Annotated in this window: 15 protein-coding genes and 1 pseudogene; 13 read left to right on the top strand and 3 right to left on the bottom strand. The window is 71.8% G+C overall.

The window, feature by feature from the left end; genetic code table 11:
- On the top strand, nt 1-638 hold a 638-nt coding region (locus tag QZX64_RS15275), incomplete at its 5' end, for an FHA domain-containing protein (protein ID WP_295661449.1).
- Between the two features lie 21 nt (nt 639-659).
- Here the strand turns inward: QZX64_RS15275 and QZX64_RS15270 are convergent.
- On the bottom strand, nt 660-2798 hold the full coding sequence (locus QZX64_RS15270; RefSeq protein ID WP_295661447.1) for a S8 family serine peptidase: 2139 nt from the start codon (nt 2796-2798) through the stop codon (nt 660-662).
- Between the two features lie 102 nt (nt 2799-2900).
- Between QZX64_RS15270 and QZX64_RS15265 the strand changes: the two genes are divergently transcribed.
- Nucleotides 2901-4340 (top strand): HAD hydrolase-like protein, encoded by a 1440-nt coding sequence (locus QZX64_RS15265; RefSeq protein ID WP_295661445.1) that lies wholly within the window; start codon nt 2901-2903, stop codon nt 4338-4340.
- A 92-nt stretch (nt 4341-4432) separates the two neighbouring features.
- Nucleotides 4433-4828: a cold-shock protein gene (locus QZX64_RS15260; RefSeq protein ID WP_295661442.1), complete on the top strand. Its 396-nt coding sequence runs from the start codon at nt 4433-4435 to the stop codon at nt 4826-4828.
- Between the two features lie 119 nt (nt 4829-4947).
- Here QZX64_RS15260 and QZX64_RS15255 read toward each other — a convergent pair whose 3' ends face one another.
- The gene (locus tag QZX64_RS15255; RefSeq protein ID WP_295661440.1) at nt 4948-6348 is read right to left on the bottom strand and encodes an MFS transporter; all 1401 of its coding nucleotides are present in this window, start codon (nt 6346-6348) and stop codon (nt 4948-4950) included.
- A 66-nt stretch (nt 6349-6414) separates the two neighbouring features.
- Between QZX64_RS15255 and QZX64_RS15250 the strand changes: the two genes are divergently transcribed.
- The gene (locus QZX64_RS15250; RefSeq protein ID WP_295661439.1) at nt 6415-7197 is read left to right on the top strand and encodes a DUF3027 domain-containing protein; all 783 of its coding nucleotides are present in this window, start codon (nt 6415-6417) and stop codon (nt 7195-7197) included.
- 14 nt (nt 7198-7211) lie between these two features.
- Here QZX64_RS15250 and QZX64_RS15245 read toward each other — a convergent pair whose 3' ends face one another.
- Nucleotides 7212-7499 (bottom strand): DUF2530 domain-containing protein, encoded by a 288-nt coding sequence (locus tag QZX64_RS15245; protein ID WP_295661437.1) that lies wholly within the window; start codon nt 7497-7499, stop codon nt 7212-7214.
- A gap of 80 nt (nt 7500-7579) precedes the next feature.
- Between QZX64_RS15245 and QZX64_RS15240 the strand changes: the two genes are divergently transcribed.
- The 9 genes and pseudogenes from QZX64_RS15240 to QZX64_RS15200 all read left to right on the top strand — a co-directional run.
- Nucleotides 7580-9031 carry an NCS2 family permease gene (locus tag QZX64_RS15240; RefSeq protein ID WP_295661435.1) on the top strand — a complete coding sequence of 484 codons (1452 nt, stop codon included), beginning with the start codon at nt 7580-7582 and terminating at the stop codon, nt 9029-9031.
- A 74-nt stretch (nt 9032-9105) separates the two neighbouring features.
- A complete protein-coding gene (locus QZX64_RS15235; protein ID WP_295661433.1) occupies nt 9106-9555 on the top strand; it encodes a MarR family winged helix-turn-helix transcriptional regulator in 450 nt (149 codons plus the stop codon).
- Between the two features lie 5 nt (nt 9556-9560).
- Nucleotides 9561-10850 carry an MFS transporter gene (locus QZX64_RS15230; RefSeq protein ID WP_295661431.1) on the top strand — a complete coding sequence of 430 codons (1290 nt, stop codon included), beginning with the start codon at nt 9561-9563 and terminating at the stop codon, nt 10848-10850.
- A 197-nt stretch (nt 10851-11047) separates the two neighbouring features.
- Entirely contained in the window at nt 11048-11422 is a 375-nt protein-coding gene (gene rpsL / locus QZX64_RS15225) for a 30S ribosomal protein S12 (protein WP_011757353.1), read from the top strand.
- Between the two features lies 1 nt (nt 11423).
- Entirely contained in the window at nt 11424-11894 is a 471-nt protein-coding gene (rpsG, locus tag QZX64_RS15220) for a 30S ribosomal protein S7 (protein WP_295661430.1), read from the top strand.
- 78 nt (nt 11895-11972) lie between these two features.
- The gene (fusA, locus tag QZX64_RS15215) at nt 11973-14084 is read left to right on the top strand and encodes an elongation factor G (RefSeq protein WP_295661429.1); all 2112 of its coding nucleotides are present in this window, start codon (nt 11973-11975) and stop codon (nt 14082-14084) included.
- An 85-nt stretch (nt 14085-14169) separates the two neighbouring features.
- Nucleotides 14170-15363 carry an elongation factor Tu gene (gene tuf / locus QZX64_RS15210; protein WP_295661428.1) on the top strand — a complete coding sequence of 398 codons (1194 nt, stop codon included), beginning with the start codon at nt 14170-14172 and terminating at the stop codon, nt 15361-15363.
- Between the two features lie 220 nt (nt 15364-15583).
- Nucleotides 15584-15814, top strand: coding sequence for a hypothetical protein (locus tag QZX64_RS15205; RefSeq protein WP_295661427.1), 231 nt, complete (start codon nt 15584-15586; stop codon nt 15812-15814).
- 123 nt (nt 15815-15937) lie between these two features.
- Nucleotides 15938-16173, top strand: a pseudogene (locus QZX64_RS15200) (HNH endonuclease); the annotation flags it as partial.

Below are 16173 nucleotides of genomic sequence, written 5' to 3'. Positions count from 1 at the left end.
CCCCTACCACGGTCGAGGTGGCGCCCCGGCACGTCGTCAACCTCACCGCGATGCGGCTCGTCCCGGCGGCGACGGCGTCACCGCCGACCGGCACACCCACCCCCACGCCGACCCCGGCGCCCGCGTCCCGAGCGGTCGACCCCCGCGTCGTGCCGTCGGCCCCACAGCAGGCGCCGTCGTGGACCCGGCCTCCGGTGGCCGCCCAGCCGGTGCCGGTCCGCGACGACGGCCGGACCGTCGTCCGTGGTGCCCGCCGCCCCCGGCCCGGGCCGGTGCCCGAACGGCGCGTCGCGCCGGCGCCGCCGCCACGGTGGCGGGTCACCTTCGACGACGGCGAGACGTTCGTCGTGGAGGGGCTGGCGCTGGTCGGTCGCCGCCCGGAGCCGCGCGGCGGCGAGCCCGTGCACCACGTCGTGCCCCTGTCGTCCACCGACATGTCGCTGTCGAAGACCCACGCGCAGATCGGCCAAGCTCCCGACGGCGCGCTGGTCGTGATGGACCGCGGCTCGACCAACGGATCCGTGCTGCTGCGCAGGGGGGTGGCCCGCGAGCTGACCGCCGGCAAGCCCGCCACGGTCCTGGACGGCGACACCGTGCGTTTCGGGGACCGCGAGATGACGGTCAGTCGCGAGGCCTGACGCGCGCCGCCTGCCGAGGGATCAACGGGTCAGCACGACCGGCACGCGCACCGTCGCGCCTCGGGCGCTGGTCCACACGACCTGGCCGGCATCGAGGCGGTGCGGAGCCGCCGGCCCGTCCACCCTGACCCGGAAGGTCGCCGACTCTCCCGGGCGCAGCGTCAGCGCCGCCGGACGCACGGTCACCGTGTGGGTGTCGAAGCCGATCGCCCGCGAGGAGAAGTACGTCGGCCGGCCGCCCACGTTGGTGACCCTGCGGCGCACCGTGCGGTCGCCACGCAGCAGCACCGACGGGATGTTGAGCTCCTCGCCGGACAGGTCGCCGTCGAGGTAGGCGCGGAACGCCGAGTCGCCGAGAGGGAAGGCGAGGCCCGGGCGGGGGGCCTTGGGGGCGGCGCTGCGGCCTGCGCCCTGGCGCAGCCCCGCGCCGGGGCCGCCCACGGGCACGGCCGTGGTGGAGAGCGCCGAGCGCACCACGTCGGCGCTCCAGTCGCGGTGCCGGGCCCGCACGAGCGCGGCGACGCCGCTCACCTGGGCGGCGGCGGCCGAGGTGCCGGTGAAGAGGTCCCAGCGGCGGCCGGTCGTGGACGGCACCGCGCCGAGCACGCCGGTGGCGGGGGCGACGAGGTCGGGCTTGAGGGTGCCGGAGGTGGGGTCGCCGGGCGCCGACCAGCCGGCCAGCCGGAGGGGCGCGGTGGTCCGACCCAGCGGACGCAGGGCCGCCTCGGCACGTGGATGGCGGCGGAGCCAGCGCAGCAGCACACGGCCCTCGCGGGCCTCCAGGTGCACCGTCGGGAGGCTGTGGAAGTCGTCGGCGACGGTGCCGGGGCGGCGGTTGAGGAGGACCATGCCGACGCCGTCGGCGTGCCGGACCGTCTGCGACTTCTCGACCCGGGCGCTGCCACCGCGTCGGCACACCACGACCGCGCCGGCCGCCAGGCCCGCATCCAGGGAGCCGGGCAGGCACCGGGCGGCTTCGCGGCGCCCGGCGCCGGGCGCCGACACGTCGGTGGCGAGCACGAGGCGGGCCCGGCCGACGGGTTCCACGGACCGCGTGGCGCCCTCGAGCCGGGGACCGCCGCGCACGTGGACGCGGCCGGCCCGGACCGACCCGGCGAGCGCGCCCACGGTGGTCACCCACGGCGCCGGGTGCGCGGCGTACTGGCGGCGGGCGTCGTTGCCGGCGGCGGCCACCACGACGACGTCGTTCTCGGTGGCGCCGAGCAGCGCCCGCTCCACCGTGTCGTAGGCGGTGGGCCCGGCCACCGAGAGGTTGAGGACGTCGACGCGGTCAGCCGTGGCCCGGTCGATCGCGCTGACGAGGTCGGCGGTCGAGCAGCCGTCGTCGGTCGGGTCGGGGGCCGACCAGCAGGCCTTGTAGGCGGCGACGCGCGCCTGCGGGGCCACGCCTCCGAAGGCGCCCGACTCGTCGTCGGCGGTGATGGACACCCCGGCGTTGCCGGCCGCGACGGAGGCCACCTGGGTGCCGTGACCGGTGACGTCGCGCGGCGAGAGCGACTCCGAGCTGCGCACGCGGTCGGCGCCGTAGCCAGCCACGAACCACTGGGCGCCGACGAGCTTGCGGTTGCAGACCTCGGCCGGCCAGTCGTCGGCGGTGGCACAGCCGCCGACGAAGCGCTCGGGCTGACGGCCCAGGCCCGGGGTGTCGGCGAAGACGGGGCTGTCGGGGGCGATGCCGGAGTCGACGACCCCGACCACCACGCCCGCGCCCCCGCGCTCGCGGCGGGACGCCCGAGCGAGGCCGAGGGAGGTGGTGCGGGTGGTGGGCACGGCGGCCAGCGGGAGGACGACGTCGGGCTCGACCAGCTCGACCGCTGGGTCGGCCGCCAGCGCCCCGGCCTGTGCGGCGGTGAGCCGGGTGGCGAAGCCGTTGAGGGCGGTGGTCCACCGGTAGACCGGCGCCGGTGCACCCACGGTCGCCAGGACGACGTCCTGCTCGGCGGTCAGCGCCGGCATCGCCGCGGGCGACGCGGAGCCGGGCGAGGAGAGCGTGACGAGGTACAGGCCGTCGGTCTCGGAGGCCCCCGACGCGGCGGGGAGCGCCAGCGCGGAGGCGCCCACGACACCGGCGAGCAGGGCACCGAGGCGCGCGCGGGTGTCGCGTCGTCGCGACGTCGTGCGCGCGCTCGCCACTGCCATCGTGCTGCTCCCGGGTCCGGCCGGCACGGACGTCGTGTCGGCGGGCGGTCCATGCTCGCAGGGGATTGGCGGGGAATCAAAGGCCAGACCTACGCTGTGGACATGTCCAGCGCGCCTCTCGAGCTCACCGTCGGCTTCGACCTGGACATGACCCTCATCGACACCGTGCCCGGCTTCCGCGCCAACCTGCTCGCCCTCGGCAGCGAGCTCGGCGTCGAGTTCCCGGTCGAGGAGATGACCGAGCGGCTCGGACCACCGCTCGACCTGCTGCTCGCCCCGCACCTCGCGGAGGAGGCCGTCGCAGCGGCCATCGACCGCTTCCGGAGCCTCTACCCCGAGCACTCGATCACCAGCGTGCCGGCGTTCGAGGGCGCCCACGAGGCGATCGCCGCCGTACGCCGTCACGGCGGCAAGGTGCTGCTCGTGACCGGAAAGTTCGCGCTCAACGCCCAGCGCCACGTCGACCACCTGAGCCTCGACGTCGACCTGGTGGCCGGTGAGGTGTGGGGCGTCGGCAAGGCCGCCGCCCTGGTCGAGCACGGCGCCACGATCTACGTCGGCGACCACGTGCACGACGTCGAGGGCGCGCTGGCCGCCGGCGCGACCAGCGTCTCGGTGCTCACCGGCGGCTGCACCCGCGAGGAGCTGGTGGAGGCGGGCACGCACGTCGTCCTCGAGGACCTCGTGCAGTTCCCGGCCTGGCTCGACGAGCACCTGCTCGACCTCCGCCTGGAGGCGCTGGCCGCCGACCTCGCCGCCCGAGGGTCGGTCGTGGTCGCCTACAGCGGGGGAGCCGACAGTGCCTTCCTGCTCGCCGCCGCCGTCCGCGCCCTCGGCCCCGACCGCGTGCTCGCCGCCACCGGCTACTCCCACTCCCTGCCCGAGGCCGAGCGCGACCCGGCCCGCGCCTTCGCCGCGTCCCTCGGCGTCCGGCTGGTCACGCCGGCCACCCACGAGATGGACCGTGAGGGGTACGTCGCCAACGACGGCGACCGCTGCTACTTCTGCAAGGCCGAGCTGACCGAGGTGCTGGGGGAGATCGCTGCGCGCGAGGGCTTCGCCTTCGTCGCCACCGGCACCAACGCCGACGACGCCGTCGCCGGCTTCCGGCCGGGCATCCGCGCCGCCGCCGAGCGGGGCGCCGTCACGCCGCTGCTCGACGCCGGCCTCACCAAGGAGCAGGTGCGCGCCGGGTCCCTGCGGTGGGGCCTGCCCACCTGGGACAAGCCCGCCGCCGCCTGCCTGTCCAGCCGGGTCGCCTACGGCATCTCGGTGACGCCGTACCGGCTCGGCCGCATCGAGCGCGCCGAGGCGGCCGTCCGCCGGGTGCTGGAGACCGAGGGCCTCGTGGTGCGCGACCTGCGGGTGCGCGACCTGGGCGACCGGGCGTCGGTGGAGGTCGACGCGACCCTGCTGGCGGGGCCGCTGGCCTCGGGCGCGGCAGCGGCGGTGCGCGACGCGGTGCTCGCCGAGGGCTTCGAGGAGGCGGTGCTCGACCCCCGGGGCTTCCGCTCCGGCTCCCTCAACGACGCCCTGCGATAAGTGCGTTGGCACCCCGGTTGTCCGGCCACATATCCTTCCCCCCTGCGCGCGACACGGGTCGCGCGACGAGCGCAAGCAGATAGGTCAGAGCTGTGCCCACTGGCAAGGTGAAGTGGTTCGACGCCGACAAGGGGTTCGGGTTCCTCTCCCAGGACGACGGACCGGACGTCTACGTCCACTCCGACGCGCTCCCCGAGGGCATGAAGGCCCTCAAGAACGGCGCCCGCGTCGAGTTCGGCATCGCCCAGGGCCGGCGCGGCGACCAGGCGCTCCAGGTGCGGGTCCTCGACGCGCCCGCGTCGGTGAGCCGCAACCAACGCAACGCCTCGCGCAAGAAGCCCGAGGAGATGGTCCCGATCGTGGAGGACCTGATCCGTCTCCTCGACGACGTCGGCGAGGGCTACCGCCACGGCCGGCACCCCGACCCCCGCACGGCCCGTCCGACCGCCAAGCTGCTCCGCGCGCTCGCCGACGAGCTGGAGCTCTGAGGTAGCGGGGGGGCCGCCACTGGTTCATCAAGGTATGCAGGTGAACCAGTGCTTCCCATGCCGTGCAAGCCGTGGGAAGTGCCGGTTCGACGACATACCTTGATGAAGCGTCAGCGCCGTCACGCCGTCGCCGCACCCCGCCGCGACAGCAGGACGTACGCCGACCACGCCGCCAGCACCACGGCCGCCACGCCGAGCCCCAGCCGGGGCATGAGCGGCATCGCGATGCCGACGAACCCGCCCACCACCCAGGCGAGCTGGAGGGTGGTGTCGGAGCGGGCGAAGGCGCTGGCCTGGATGCGCCCGGGCACGTCGCGCTGGATGGTCGAGTCCAGCGACAGCTTCGCCAGCGACTGCGCGAGACCGGCGGTGAGGCCCAGCAGGGCCAGTGGCAGGACGCTGTAGAACAGCGCGGCCACCAGGGCGAGCGCGGCGTCGGCGAGCAGCACGACCACGACCGTGACGGCCGGGTCGATGCGCCGGGTCAGCGAGGCCGCGGCGATGCCGAGGACGTTGCCGAGGCCGGCGGCGCCGATGACGATGCCGAGGAGGTACTCCGGCCGCCAGCCCTCGATGGGGTTCTCGCGCAGCAGGAAGGCCATGAACATCGTCAGGAACCCCGAGAGCCAGCGCGGTCCGCAGTTGGCGCGCAGCGCGAAGGCCACCGCGGCGGGGATCCGCACCTTGGCCCGCCGGCTGTCGGTGGCGCCGGTCGTCTCCTCGCCCGAGAGCACGAGCGTGCCCTCGCCCTGGCTGGAGTCGACCTGCTCCGGCAGCCGGATCGCCCAGATGGTGGCCAGCACGAACACCGCGAAGGCGTAGCGCAGCGACCACTCCGGACCGAAGTACGACGCCGCGCCGGCCAGCGGCGCCGACACCGCCGCCCCCACGACACCGGCCAGGGACACGCGCGCGTTGGCCTTGACCAGGGTGAGGCCGTCGGGCAGCAACCGGGGCACGGCGGCGGCGCGGGTGACGCCGTAGGCCTTGGAGGCGACCAGCACCCCGAGGGCGGCCGGGAACATCCACGTCGACTCCGTGACGACGGCCGTGGCGAGCACCCAGCACAGGAAGCCGCGGATCGCCATGGTGGAGCCGATCGCCCAGCGGCGACCGTGGCTGAACCGGTCGAGGAACGGGCCGATGAGCGGCGCCACGATGGCGAAGGGGAGCATGGTCAGGCCCAGGAACAACGCCACCTGGCCCCGCGCCTCACCCGTCGGGACCTGGAAGAAGAGGGTGCCGGCCAGCGAGATGGCGACCGCCGCGTCACCGGCGGCGTTGAAGGCGTGCAGCTCGATGAGGCGGGAGAGTCCGGAGTCGCCGGCGCCCTCGGCCCGCGCCGCCCGGCGCGCCTGGGTGGCGGAGAAGCGGCCGGCCCGCCCGGTCACCCGGGCCGCGCCCGCGATGCCACGCCCGGTGACGCGGGCGCTCGCCCCGACGGCGCGACCCACGCCACGGCCCGCGGCCCGGGCGCGCTCGGCGGCGGGGCTGCCGGGCTCCTGGTCGCTCGTCGTCACGTGGTCATCCTGCCGGGTGGGGTGCCCGAGGAGACAGCACCACACTCCGTTTGTCATGATCGGGGCGTGACCCCCCTTGCCCCCGCCAAGCCCGACGCCACCCTCGTCAAGGCCGTCGACGCCGCTCGCGCCGCCCTCTCGGAGCAGGTGCCCGCCGCCGACGTCGGCGAGCACCTGGGCCACGAGGTCGAGGTCGAGGCCGAGCGGGTCGTCACCCACCTCTTCGAGTGCGTCCGTGCCGGGTACGCCGGCTGGCGCTGGGCCGTCACCGTCGCCCGCGCACCGCGCCAGAAGGAGGTCACGGTCAACGAGGTCGTGCTGCTCCCCGGCGGCGACGCCATCGTGGCCCCCACCTGGGTGCCCTACAGCCAGCGCCTGCAGCCCGGCGACCTGTCCCCGGGCGACCTCCTCCCGGTCGAGGACGAGGACCCCCGGCTCGTGCCGACGTACCTCGTGGGGGACGACCCGCTCGGGCCCGACGACGTCGCCCAGGTCAAGCAGGTGGCCTCCGAGCTCTACCTCGGCCGCGTCCGCACCCTCTCGGTCGAGGGCCGCGACCTCGCCGCCGAGCGGTGGTACGACGGCGACGGAGGACCCGAGTCCCCGCTCGCCAGGTCGGCGCCGGCGTCCTGCACCACCTGTGGCTTCCTGGTGCGCCTGGCCGGGCCGCTGTCGGAGACGTTCGGCGTCTGTGCCAACGGCAACGCCAACGACGACGGCCGCGTCGTGTCGTTCGACCACGGCTGCGGAGCGCACTCCGAGGTCAAGCTGAGCCGGAGGAACCAGCCCGCAGCTGCGCCCGAGCACGCCTTCGACTCGATGAGCACCGGCGACTACGAGAGCTTCTGACGCGGCCCCCGGCCCTACCGCGCCGCGGTGAGCTCCGCGCGCGCCCGCCGGCGACGCCGGCAGTACTCCCAGCCGAAGAGGCCGAGGCCGAACCCCGCCAGGCAGGTCCACAGCCACCACGAGCGGCCGTCGTCCTGCAGCCGGCCGTAGAACGGCAGCAGCGCCACGAACCCGAGGAACCACAGGGCCGTGCCGACCTCCAGGGTGCGCACGCCGTCGACGTCCAGCGGCTCCACATCGGCCACGATGTAGGTCCGGTTGCCGATCTCGTGCTTCCTCGGCTGGTCGTCGCGCAGCTCCACGACAGGCACGCTAGCAACCACCGGTCCAGCCGTGCACGGGCCGGGTGCAGCCGGGCGCGGGGCTCTGGGAAGATGCCGCCGTGAGCCAGGCAGTCACCACCTCGTCCCGCGGCCTCGACCGCTACTTCCGGATCACCCAGCGCGGCTCGACGGTCGGGCGCGAGGTGCGCGGGGGCGTCGTCACCTTCTTGACGATGGCCTACATCATCGTGCTCAACCCGATCGTCCTGCTGGCGGGCACCGACATCGACGGCGAGCAGCTCGCGGGCGGCGACTTCGCCGCCATCAGCGCCGCGACGGCCCTGGTGGCGGGCGCGCTGACGATCCTGATGGGCGTCGTGGCCAACTACCCGCTGGCGCTGGCCACGGGCCTGGGCCTCAACGCCTTCGTGACCTTCTCGGTCGCCAGCCAGATGACGTGGGCCGACGCGATGGGCCTGGTGGTGATCGAGGGCCTCGTCATCCTGGTGCTGGTGCTCACCGGCTTCCGGGAGGCGGTCTTCCACGCGGTCCCCGCCCAGCTCAAGGTCGCCATCTCGGTCGGCATCGGCCTCTTCATCGCGCTGATCGGCCTCGTCGACGCCGGGTTCGTCCGGCGCACCGGCGCCGGACCGGTGCCGGTCGAGCTCGGCATCGGCGGCCAGCTCTCGGGCTGGCCCGTGCTGGTGTTCTGCGTGGGCCTCGCCCTGGTCATCGGCCTGTACGTCGCCGGCGCCAAGGGCGCCATCCTGATCTCGATCGTCGTCTCGACGGTGCTGGCGATCGTCGTGGAGTCGGTCGCCGACATCGGCCCCGCCTTCACCCCCGACGGCGCGAACCCCCGGGGCTGGAACCTCAACGTCCCCGCGATCCCCGAGTCCGTGGTCGACCTGCCCGACTTCCAGCTGGTGGGGGACTTCAACCTGCTCGGCTCGTGGGAGAACGCCGGCGTCGTCACCGTCCTGCTGCTCGTCTTCACCCTGCTCCTGGCCGACTTCTTCGACACCATGGGCACGATGACCGCCATCGGCGCCGAGGCGGGGCTGCTCGATGCGGAGGGCAACCCGCCGGGCACCCGCCGCATCCTGGTGGTCGACTCGCTGGCCGCGGTCGCCGGTGGCGCGGCCAGCGTGTCGAGCAACACCTCCTACATCGAGTCGGCCTCCGGAGTCGGCGAGGGCGCGCGGACCGGCCTGGCCTCCGTCGTCACCGGCCTCCTCTTCCTGCTCGCCACGCTCTTCGCCCCGCTGGTGCAGGTGATCCCCAACGAGGCCGCCGTACCGGCCCTGGTGCTCGTGGGCTTCCTGATGATGCAGCAGGTCAGGGGCATCGACTGGGACGACGTCGAGATCGCCATCCCGGCGTTCCTGACGATCGTGCTGATGCCGTTCACCTACTCGATCTCGGCCGGCATCGGCGCCGGCTTCCTGGCCTTCGTCCTCGTCAAGGTCGTCCGCCGCAAGGCAGCCGCCGTGCACCCGCTGATGTGGGTTGTGGCCGCCCTGTTCCTCGTCTACTTCGCCATCTCGCCGCTCAGCGCCTGGCTCAGCTGATCCACCCGGTCCCGGCCGGTCCGGCGGACACTCGCCGGAATGTTTAGCCGAGGTAATGAGTTAGGCTAAGTACCATGCCCACCGTCGAGAAGGTCGCCCGCACCGACGCGAACCTCGCGTCCGAGTTGCGCCTGTCGGTGATGCGCCTGCGTCGCCGGCTGGCCTCCGAGCGCCACCCCGACAACGAGCTGGGCCTGGGCCAGATGTCGGTCCTCGGCTGCCTCTTCCGCAACGGCGACCAGCCGATCGGCGAGCTCGCCGCCTTCGAGAAGGTGCAGCCGCCCTCGATGACCCGGACCGTCACCGCGCTCCAGGCCGGTGGCTACGTCACCCGGCGCCCGCACGAGCTCGACGGTCGCCAGGTCGTCGTCGGCCTCACCGACACCGGCCGGGCCACCGTGCTGGCCGACCGCGAGCGCCGCGACGCGTGGCTCGCGCGGGCCCTGGGCACCTGCACGCCCGACGAGCGAGCGGTGCTGCGCCAGGCCGCCCCGATCCTCCAACGACTGGCGCAGGAGGACTGAACCGCTTGAGTCCCACCTTCCGCTCCCTCCGCAACCACAACTACCGCCTGTACCTGGTGGGCAGCGTCGTGTCGAACACCGGCACCTGGATGATGCGCGTCGCCCAGGACTGGCTGGTGCTCTCCATCCCGGGCAACGGCGGCACCGAGCTCGGCATCACCACCGGCCTGCAGTTCCTGCCCGTGCTGCTGCTCTCGCCGTACGCCGGCGTCATCGCCGACCGGTTCCCCAAGCGGCGGCTCCTCCAGGTCACCCAGGCCACGATGGCGCTCGCCTCCCTCGCGCTCGGCGTCATCGCCGTCCTCGGGGCGGCGCAGACGTGGCACGTCTACGCGCTCGCGCTCGCCTTCGGCGTCGGCTCGGCCTTCGACGCCCCGGCGCGCCAGTCGTTCGTCTCGGAGATGGTGGGTCCCGAGGACCTCACCAACGCCGTCGGCCTCAACTCCGCCAGCTTCAACACCGCCCGCATCCTCGGCCCCGCCCTGGCCGGCCTGATGATCGGCGCGCTGGGTGACGGCATGGTGGCCTCCGGCTGGGTGATCCTCATCAACGCCGTGTCGTACCTCGCGGTGATCCTCCAGCTCCAGCGCATGGACGTAGCCGAGCTCGACAGCCCCGAGCCGCACACCGGCGCCAGCAAGGGGATGCTGCGGGAGGGCGTCGCCTACGTCCGCAGCCAGCCCAAGATGATGATGATCCTGGTGATCGTCTTCTTCGCCGGCACCTTCGGCATGAACTTCCAGATCACCTCGGCGCTGATGGCCACCGAGGTCTTCGACAAGGGCGCGGGCGAGTTCGGCGTCCTGGGCTCGGCGATGGCGGTGGGGTCGCTGGCCGGTGCGCTGATGGCCGCCCGCCGGGTGCGCATCCGGATGCGGCTGCTCGTCGGCGCCGCCCTGGTCTTCGGCGTCGCCGAGATCGTGGCGGGCCTGCTGCCGACCTACCTGACCTTCGTGATGTTCGTCCCGCTCATCGGGCTGTCGACCATCACGCTGCTCAACTCCGCGAACGCCACCATGCAGCTGGAGTCCGACCCGCTCATCCGCGGCCGGGTGATGGCGCTGTACATGACCATCGTCATGGGCGGCACCCCGCTCGGCTCGCCGGTCATCGGCTGGATCGGCGAGACGTACGGCGCCCGCTGGTGCCTGGTCATCGGCGGTGCCCTGGTCATCGTCGGGGTCGCCCTGGCCTGCCTGGTCTACCTCCGCGCGTCCCACCTGACGCTCGCCCAGGCGCTGCGCCGGTCGGCGGTGATCGCACCCGCGCCGGAGCGGGTGCAGCAGCAGGCCTGAGGCGGGGGCCGGCGTTTTGACCGCCCTGTGGGCGCCGGGTAATCTCGATCCTCGTGTCTGGGTGACCAGGCACCTGCGGCCTGCCCTCGTCAGCCGCCGTGTCCCCGGGACACAGCCCAGGCACATCGCTCCAGCGCTCCATCCCCGTTCCGGCAAGGCGCCGGTCCGTGACAGTGAACACGAAAGGGAACCACCAGGTGCCCACCATTCAGCAGTTGGTCCGCAAGGGCCGTCAGGACAAGGTGTCGAAGAACAAGACGCCTGCCCTCAAGGGTTCGCCGCAGCGACGCGGTGTCTGCACCCGCGTCTACACCACCACCCCGAAGAAGCCGAACTCCGCCCTCCGCAAGGTCGCCCGCGTGCGCCTGTCGAGCGGCGTCGAGGTCACGGCGTACATCCCGGGTGTGGGCCACAACCTCCAGGAGCACTCGATCGTGCTCGTCCGCGGCGGCCGGGTGAAGGACCTTCCCGGTGTCCGCTACAAGATCATCCGCGGCACCCTCGACACCCAGGGCGTCAAGAACCGCAAGCAGGCCCGCAGCCGCTACGGCGCCAAGAAGGAGAAGAGCTGACATGCCGCGCAAGGGTCCCGCACCGAAGCGTCCGATCGACGTCGACCCCGTCTACGGGTCGCAGATCGTCACCCAGCTGGTCAGCAAGGTCCTCCAGGACGGCAAGAAGCAGGTTGCCCAGCGGATCGTCTACACCGCCCTCGAGGGCTGCCGCGAGAAGACCGGCACCGACCCGGTCGTCACGCTCAAGCGCGCGCTCGACAACGTGAAGCCGGCCATCGAGGTCAAGTCCCGCCGCGTCGGCGGTGCTACCTACCAGGTCCCGATCGAGGTCAAGGCCAACCGCAGCACCACCCTGGCCCTGCGCTGGCTCGTCGGCTACGCCGGCGCCCGCCGTGAGAAGACCATGGCCGAGCGCCTGATGAACGAGATCCTCGACGCGAGCAACGGCCTCGGCGCCGCTGTGAAGAAGCGTGAGGACACCCACAAGATGGCCGAGTCGAACAAGGCCTTCGCCCACTACCGCTGGTGACCCTGAGGAGCGCGCCGCCCAGCGCGGCGTGCTCCTCACCACCGCTCCCCACTACCTCCGAGGGACTGAGACACACCTGTGGCCGTCGACATCACCACCGACCTGAACAAGGTCCGCAACATCGGCATCATGGCGCACATCGACGCCGGCAAGACCACCACCACCGAGCGCATCCTCTTCTACACCGGCATCACCTACAAGATCGGTGAGGTCCACGAGGGCGCCGCCACCATGGACTGGATGGAGCAGGAGCAGGAGCGCGGCATCACCATCACGTCCGCCGCGACGACCTGCTGGTGGAAGAAGCACCAGATCAACATCATCGACACCCCCGGGCACGTCGACTTCACCGCCGAGGTCGAGCGCTCGCTGCGCGTCCTCGACGGCGCCGTCGCGGTCTTCGACGGTGTCGCCGGTGTCGAGCCCCAGACCATGACCGTGTGGCGCCAGGCCAACAAGTACTCCGTGCCCCGCATGTGCTTCGTGAACAAGCTCGACCGCACCGGTGCCGACTTCTTCCGCTGCGTCGACATGATGGTCGAGCGCCTCAACTCCACCCCGCTGGTGCTCCAGCTGCCCATCGGCGCCGAGGGCGACTTCATCGGGGTCGTCGACCTCGTCGGGATGCGTGCGCTGTTCTGGCGCGGCGAGACCACGATGGGTGAGGACTACACCGTCGAGGAGATCCCGGCCGACATGGCCGAGCAGGCCGCGGAGTACCGCGAGAGGCTGCTCGAGACGCTGTCGGACGCCGACGACGAGATCATGGAGAAGTTCCTCGACGAGGGCGAGTTCTCCGTGGAGGAGGTCGAGGCAGCCATCCGGCGCGCCACCCTGGCCGACAAGGTCAACCCGGTCCTGTGCGGCACCGCGTTCAAGAACAAGGGCGTCCAGCCCCTGCTCGACGCCGTCGTGAAGTTCCTGCCCTCGCCGCTCGACATCGACGGCATCCAGGGCCACTCGGTCAAGGACGAGGACGAGGTCATCGTCCGCCAGCCGAGCGACGACGAGCCCTTCTCCGGACTGGCCTACAAGATCGCCACCGACCCGCACCTGGGCAAGCTGATCTACGTGCGCGTCTACTCCGGCAAGCTCGAGGCCGGCTCGACCGTGGTCAACTCGGTCAACGGCCGCAAGGAGCGGATCGGCAAGGTCTACCAGATGCACGCCAACAAGCGTGAGGAGATCGCGTCGGTCGGCGCCGGCCAGATCGTGGCCGTCATGGGTCTCAAGGACACCAAGACCGGGCACACCCTGTCCGACCCGCAGAACCAGGTGATCCTGGAGTCGATGACCTTCCCGGCCCCGGTGATCGAGGTCGCCATCGAGCCGAAGACGAAGTCCGACCAGGAGAAGCTGGGCACCGCGATCCAGCGCCTCTCCGACGAGGACCCCACCTTCACGGTCAAGGCCGACGAGGAGACGGGTCAGACGATCATCGCCGGCATGGGCGAGCTCCACCTCGAGATCCTCGTCGACCGGATGAAGCGCGAGTTCCGCGTCGAGGCCACGGTCGGCAAGCCGCAGGTCGCCTACCGCGAGACCCTCCGCAAGGAGGTGTCCAAGCACAGCTACACCCACAAGAAGCAGACCGGTGGGTCGGGCCAGTTCGCGAAGGTGGTCATCTCCCTCGGCCCCAACATCGACCCCGAGACCGGGACCGGTGCGGGCTATGAGTTCGTCAACAACGTCAGCGGCGGCCGGGTCCCCAAGGAGTACATCCCCTCGGTGGACCAGGGCGGGCAGGACGCCATGGAGTTCGGCGTCCTCGCCGGCTACCCGATGGTCGACGTGAAGTTCACCCTCGAGGACGGCGCCTACCACGACGTCGACTCCTCCGAGCTCGCGTTCAAGATCGCCGGCAACCAGGCCTTCAAGGAGGCCGCACGGATGGCGAAGCCGGTTCTCCTTGAGCCGATGTTCGCCGTCGAGGTCACCACCCCCGAGTCGTTCCTCGGCACGGTCATCGGTGACATCAACAGCCGTCGCGGCCAGATCCAGGCCCAGGAGGAGCGTCACGGCGACATGGTCGTCAACGCGCTCGTCCCGCTGTCCGAGATGTTCGGGTACGTTGGCGACCTGAGGTCCAAGACCTCCGGGCAGGCGTCGTACTCGATGGAGTTCGACTCGTACGCCGAGGTTCCTTCGAACATCGCCGACGAGATCATCAAGAAGGTCCGCGGCGAGTAGTCCGACCCGGACTGCCCTGCCGTAGATCCTCGGCTGCAACACACCCACCACGAGTCAAGTAACAACCCAACCAGGAGGAGCCCCAGTGGCTAAGGCGAAGTTCGAGCGGACCAAGCCGCACGTCAACATCGGCACCATCGGTCACATCGACCACGGCAAGACGACGCTGACCGCGGCGATCACCAAGGTGCTGCACGACAAGTTCCCGAACCTGAACGAGGCCTCGGCCTTCGACCAGATCGACAAGGCGCCCGAAGAGCGCCAGCGCGGCATCACGATCTCGATCGCGCACGTCGAGTACCAGACCGAGGTGCGCCACTACGCGCACGTCGACTGCCCGGGTCACGCGGACTACATCAAGAACATGATCACCGGTGCCGCGCAGATGGATGGCGCGATCCTCGTGGTCGCCGCCACCGACGGCCCCATGCCGCAGACCCGCGAGCACGTGCTGCTCGCCCGCCAGGTCGGCGTGCCCGCCCTGGTGGTCGCGCTCAACAAGTGCGACATGGTCGACGACGAGGAGCTCATCGAGCTCGTCGAGATGGAGGTGCGCGAGCTCCTCACCGAGTACGAGTTCCCCGGCGACGACATCCCCGTCGTGCGCGTGGCGGCCTTCCCGGCGCTGCAGGGCGACCAGAAGTGGGGCGACTCGGTGGCCGAGCTCATGCAGGCCGTCGACGACTACATCCCGACCCCCGAGCGTGAGATGGACAAGCCGTTCCTCATGCCCGTCGAGGACGTCTTCACCATCACCGGTCGCGGCACGGTCATCACCGGCCGTATCGAGCGCGGCGTCGTGAAGGTCAACGAGGAGGTCGAGATCATCGGCATCCGCGAGGGCTCGCAGAAGACCACGGTCACCGCGGTCGAGATGTTCCGCAAGCTGCTCGACGAGGGCCAGGCCGGTGAGAACGTCGGTCTGCTGCTCCGCGGCACCAAGCGCGAGGACGTCGAGCGCGGCATGGTCATCATCAAGCCCGGCACGACCACCCCGCACACCAACTTCGAGGCGAGCGTCTACATCCTCTCGAAGGAGGAGGGTGGCCGGCACACGCCGTTCTTCAACAACTACCGCCCGCAGTTCTACTTCCGCACCACGGACGTGACCGGCGTCGTGACCCTCCCCGAGGGCACCGAGATGGTCATGCCCGGCGACAACACCGAGATGATGGTCGAGCTGATCCAGCCGATCGCCATGGAGGAGGGCCTGCGCTTCGCCATCCGCGAGGGCGGCCGCACCGTCGGCGCCGGTCGGGTCACCAAGATCACCAAGTGATCTGACCTGACCGTCTGACCCACCGCTTCATCCAGGAGCCCCGTTCCCGTCAGGGAGCGGGGCTCCTGCGCGTTCGTGGGCGGGTCGTCGTGCGACGCCGCATGCCTACTCGGCGGCTCAGGGCGGACGGGCAGCGGAGCCACTCGAGACCTGCGATCGGCTGTGCACAGGGGCCATCGCGACCCCGCGAAGTGTCGGTGGTCCCTGGTTGAGTTCTCCTATGGCCCCCACGACGAGCGAGCTTCCCGACACCGCGGCAGCGGTGCTCGGCTACGCCCGCTCACGCCGTGCCGCTGCCGATCGCGCGGAGGCGGAGCTGCTGGTGGCGGCGTGCCAGTGGGCCGATCTGCACCCCGCGTCCGAGGACTACGCCACGACCTTCACCATGCCCGGTGGTGGTGAGCACGAGGAGCCCGTGGCGGCGAAGCGGCTCATCGGCCAGGCCCTATAGCTGCGCCACCGCCTCCCCCGGCTGTGGCGCCGGGTCCAGACCGGCGAGCTGCCCGCCTGGAAGGCGCGTCGCGTCGCGGAGACCACCATCCACGCCGACCTGTCCCGAGAAGCCGCGGCGTATGTGGACCGGCAGCTCGCCCCGTTCGCGCACCGCACCTCCACCACCACCGTCGACCGGCTCGTGGACACCGCGATCGCCCGGTTCCACCCCACCCGCGCTCGACTGGAGGCCGCCCGCGGCTCCGACTCCCGTCACGTGACCATCGAGGAGCAGCAGGTCTCCTTCACCGGCACCATGCGCGTGACCGCGGAGCTCGACCTCGCCGACGCCCTCGACCTCTACACCGCCGTCACCCA

It is taken from the genome of uncultured Nocardioides sp. (assembly GCF_902805925.1).
In the GTDB taxonomy this organism is placed as follows: domain Bacteria; phylum Actinomycetota; class Actinomycetes; order Propionibacteriales; family Nocardioidaceae; genus Nocardioides.
Note: the sequence above shows the minus strand (reverse complement) of the source record. Positions and strands in the feature narration are given on the sequence as shown.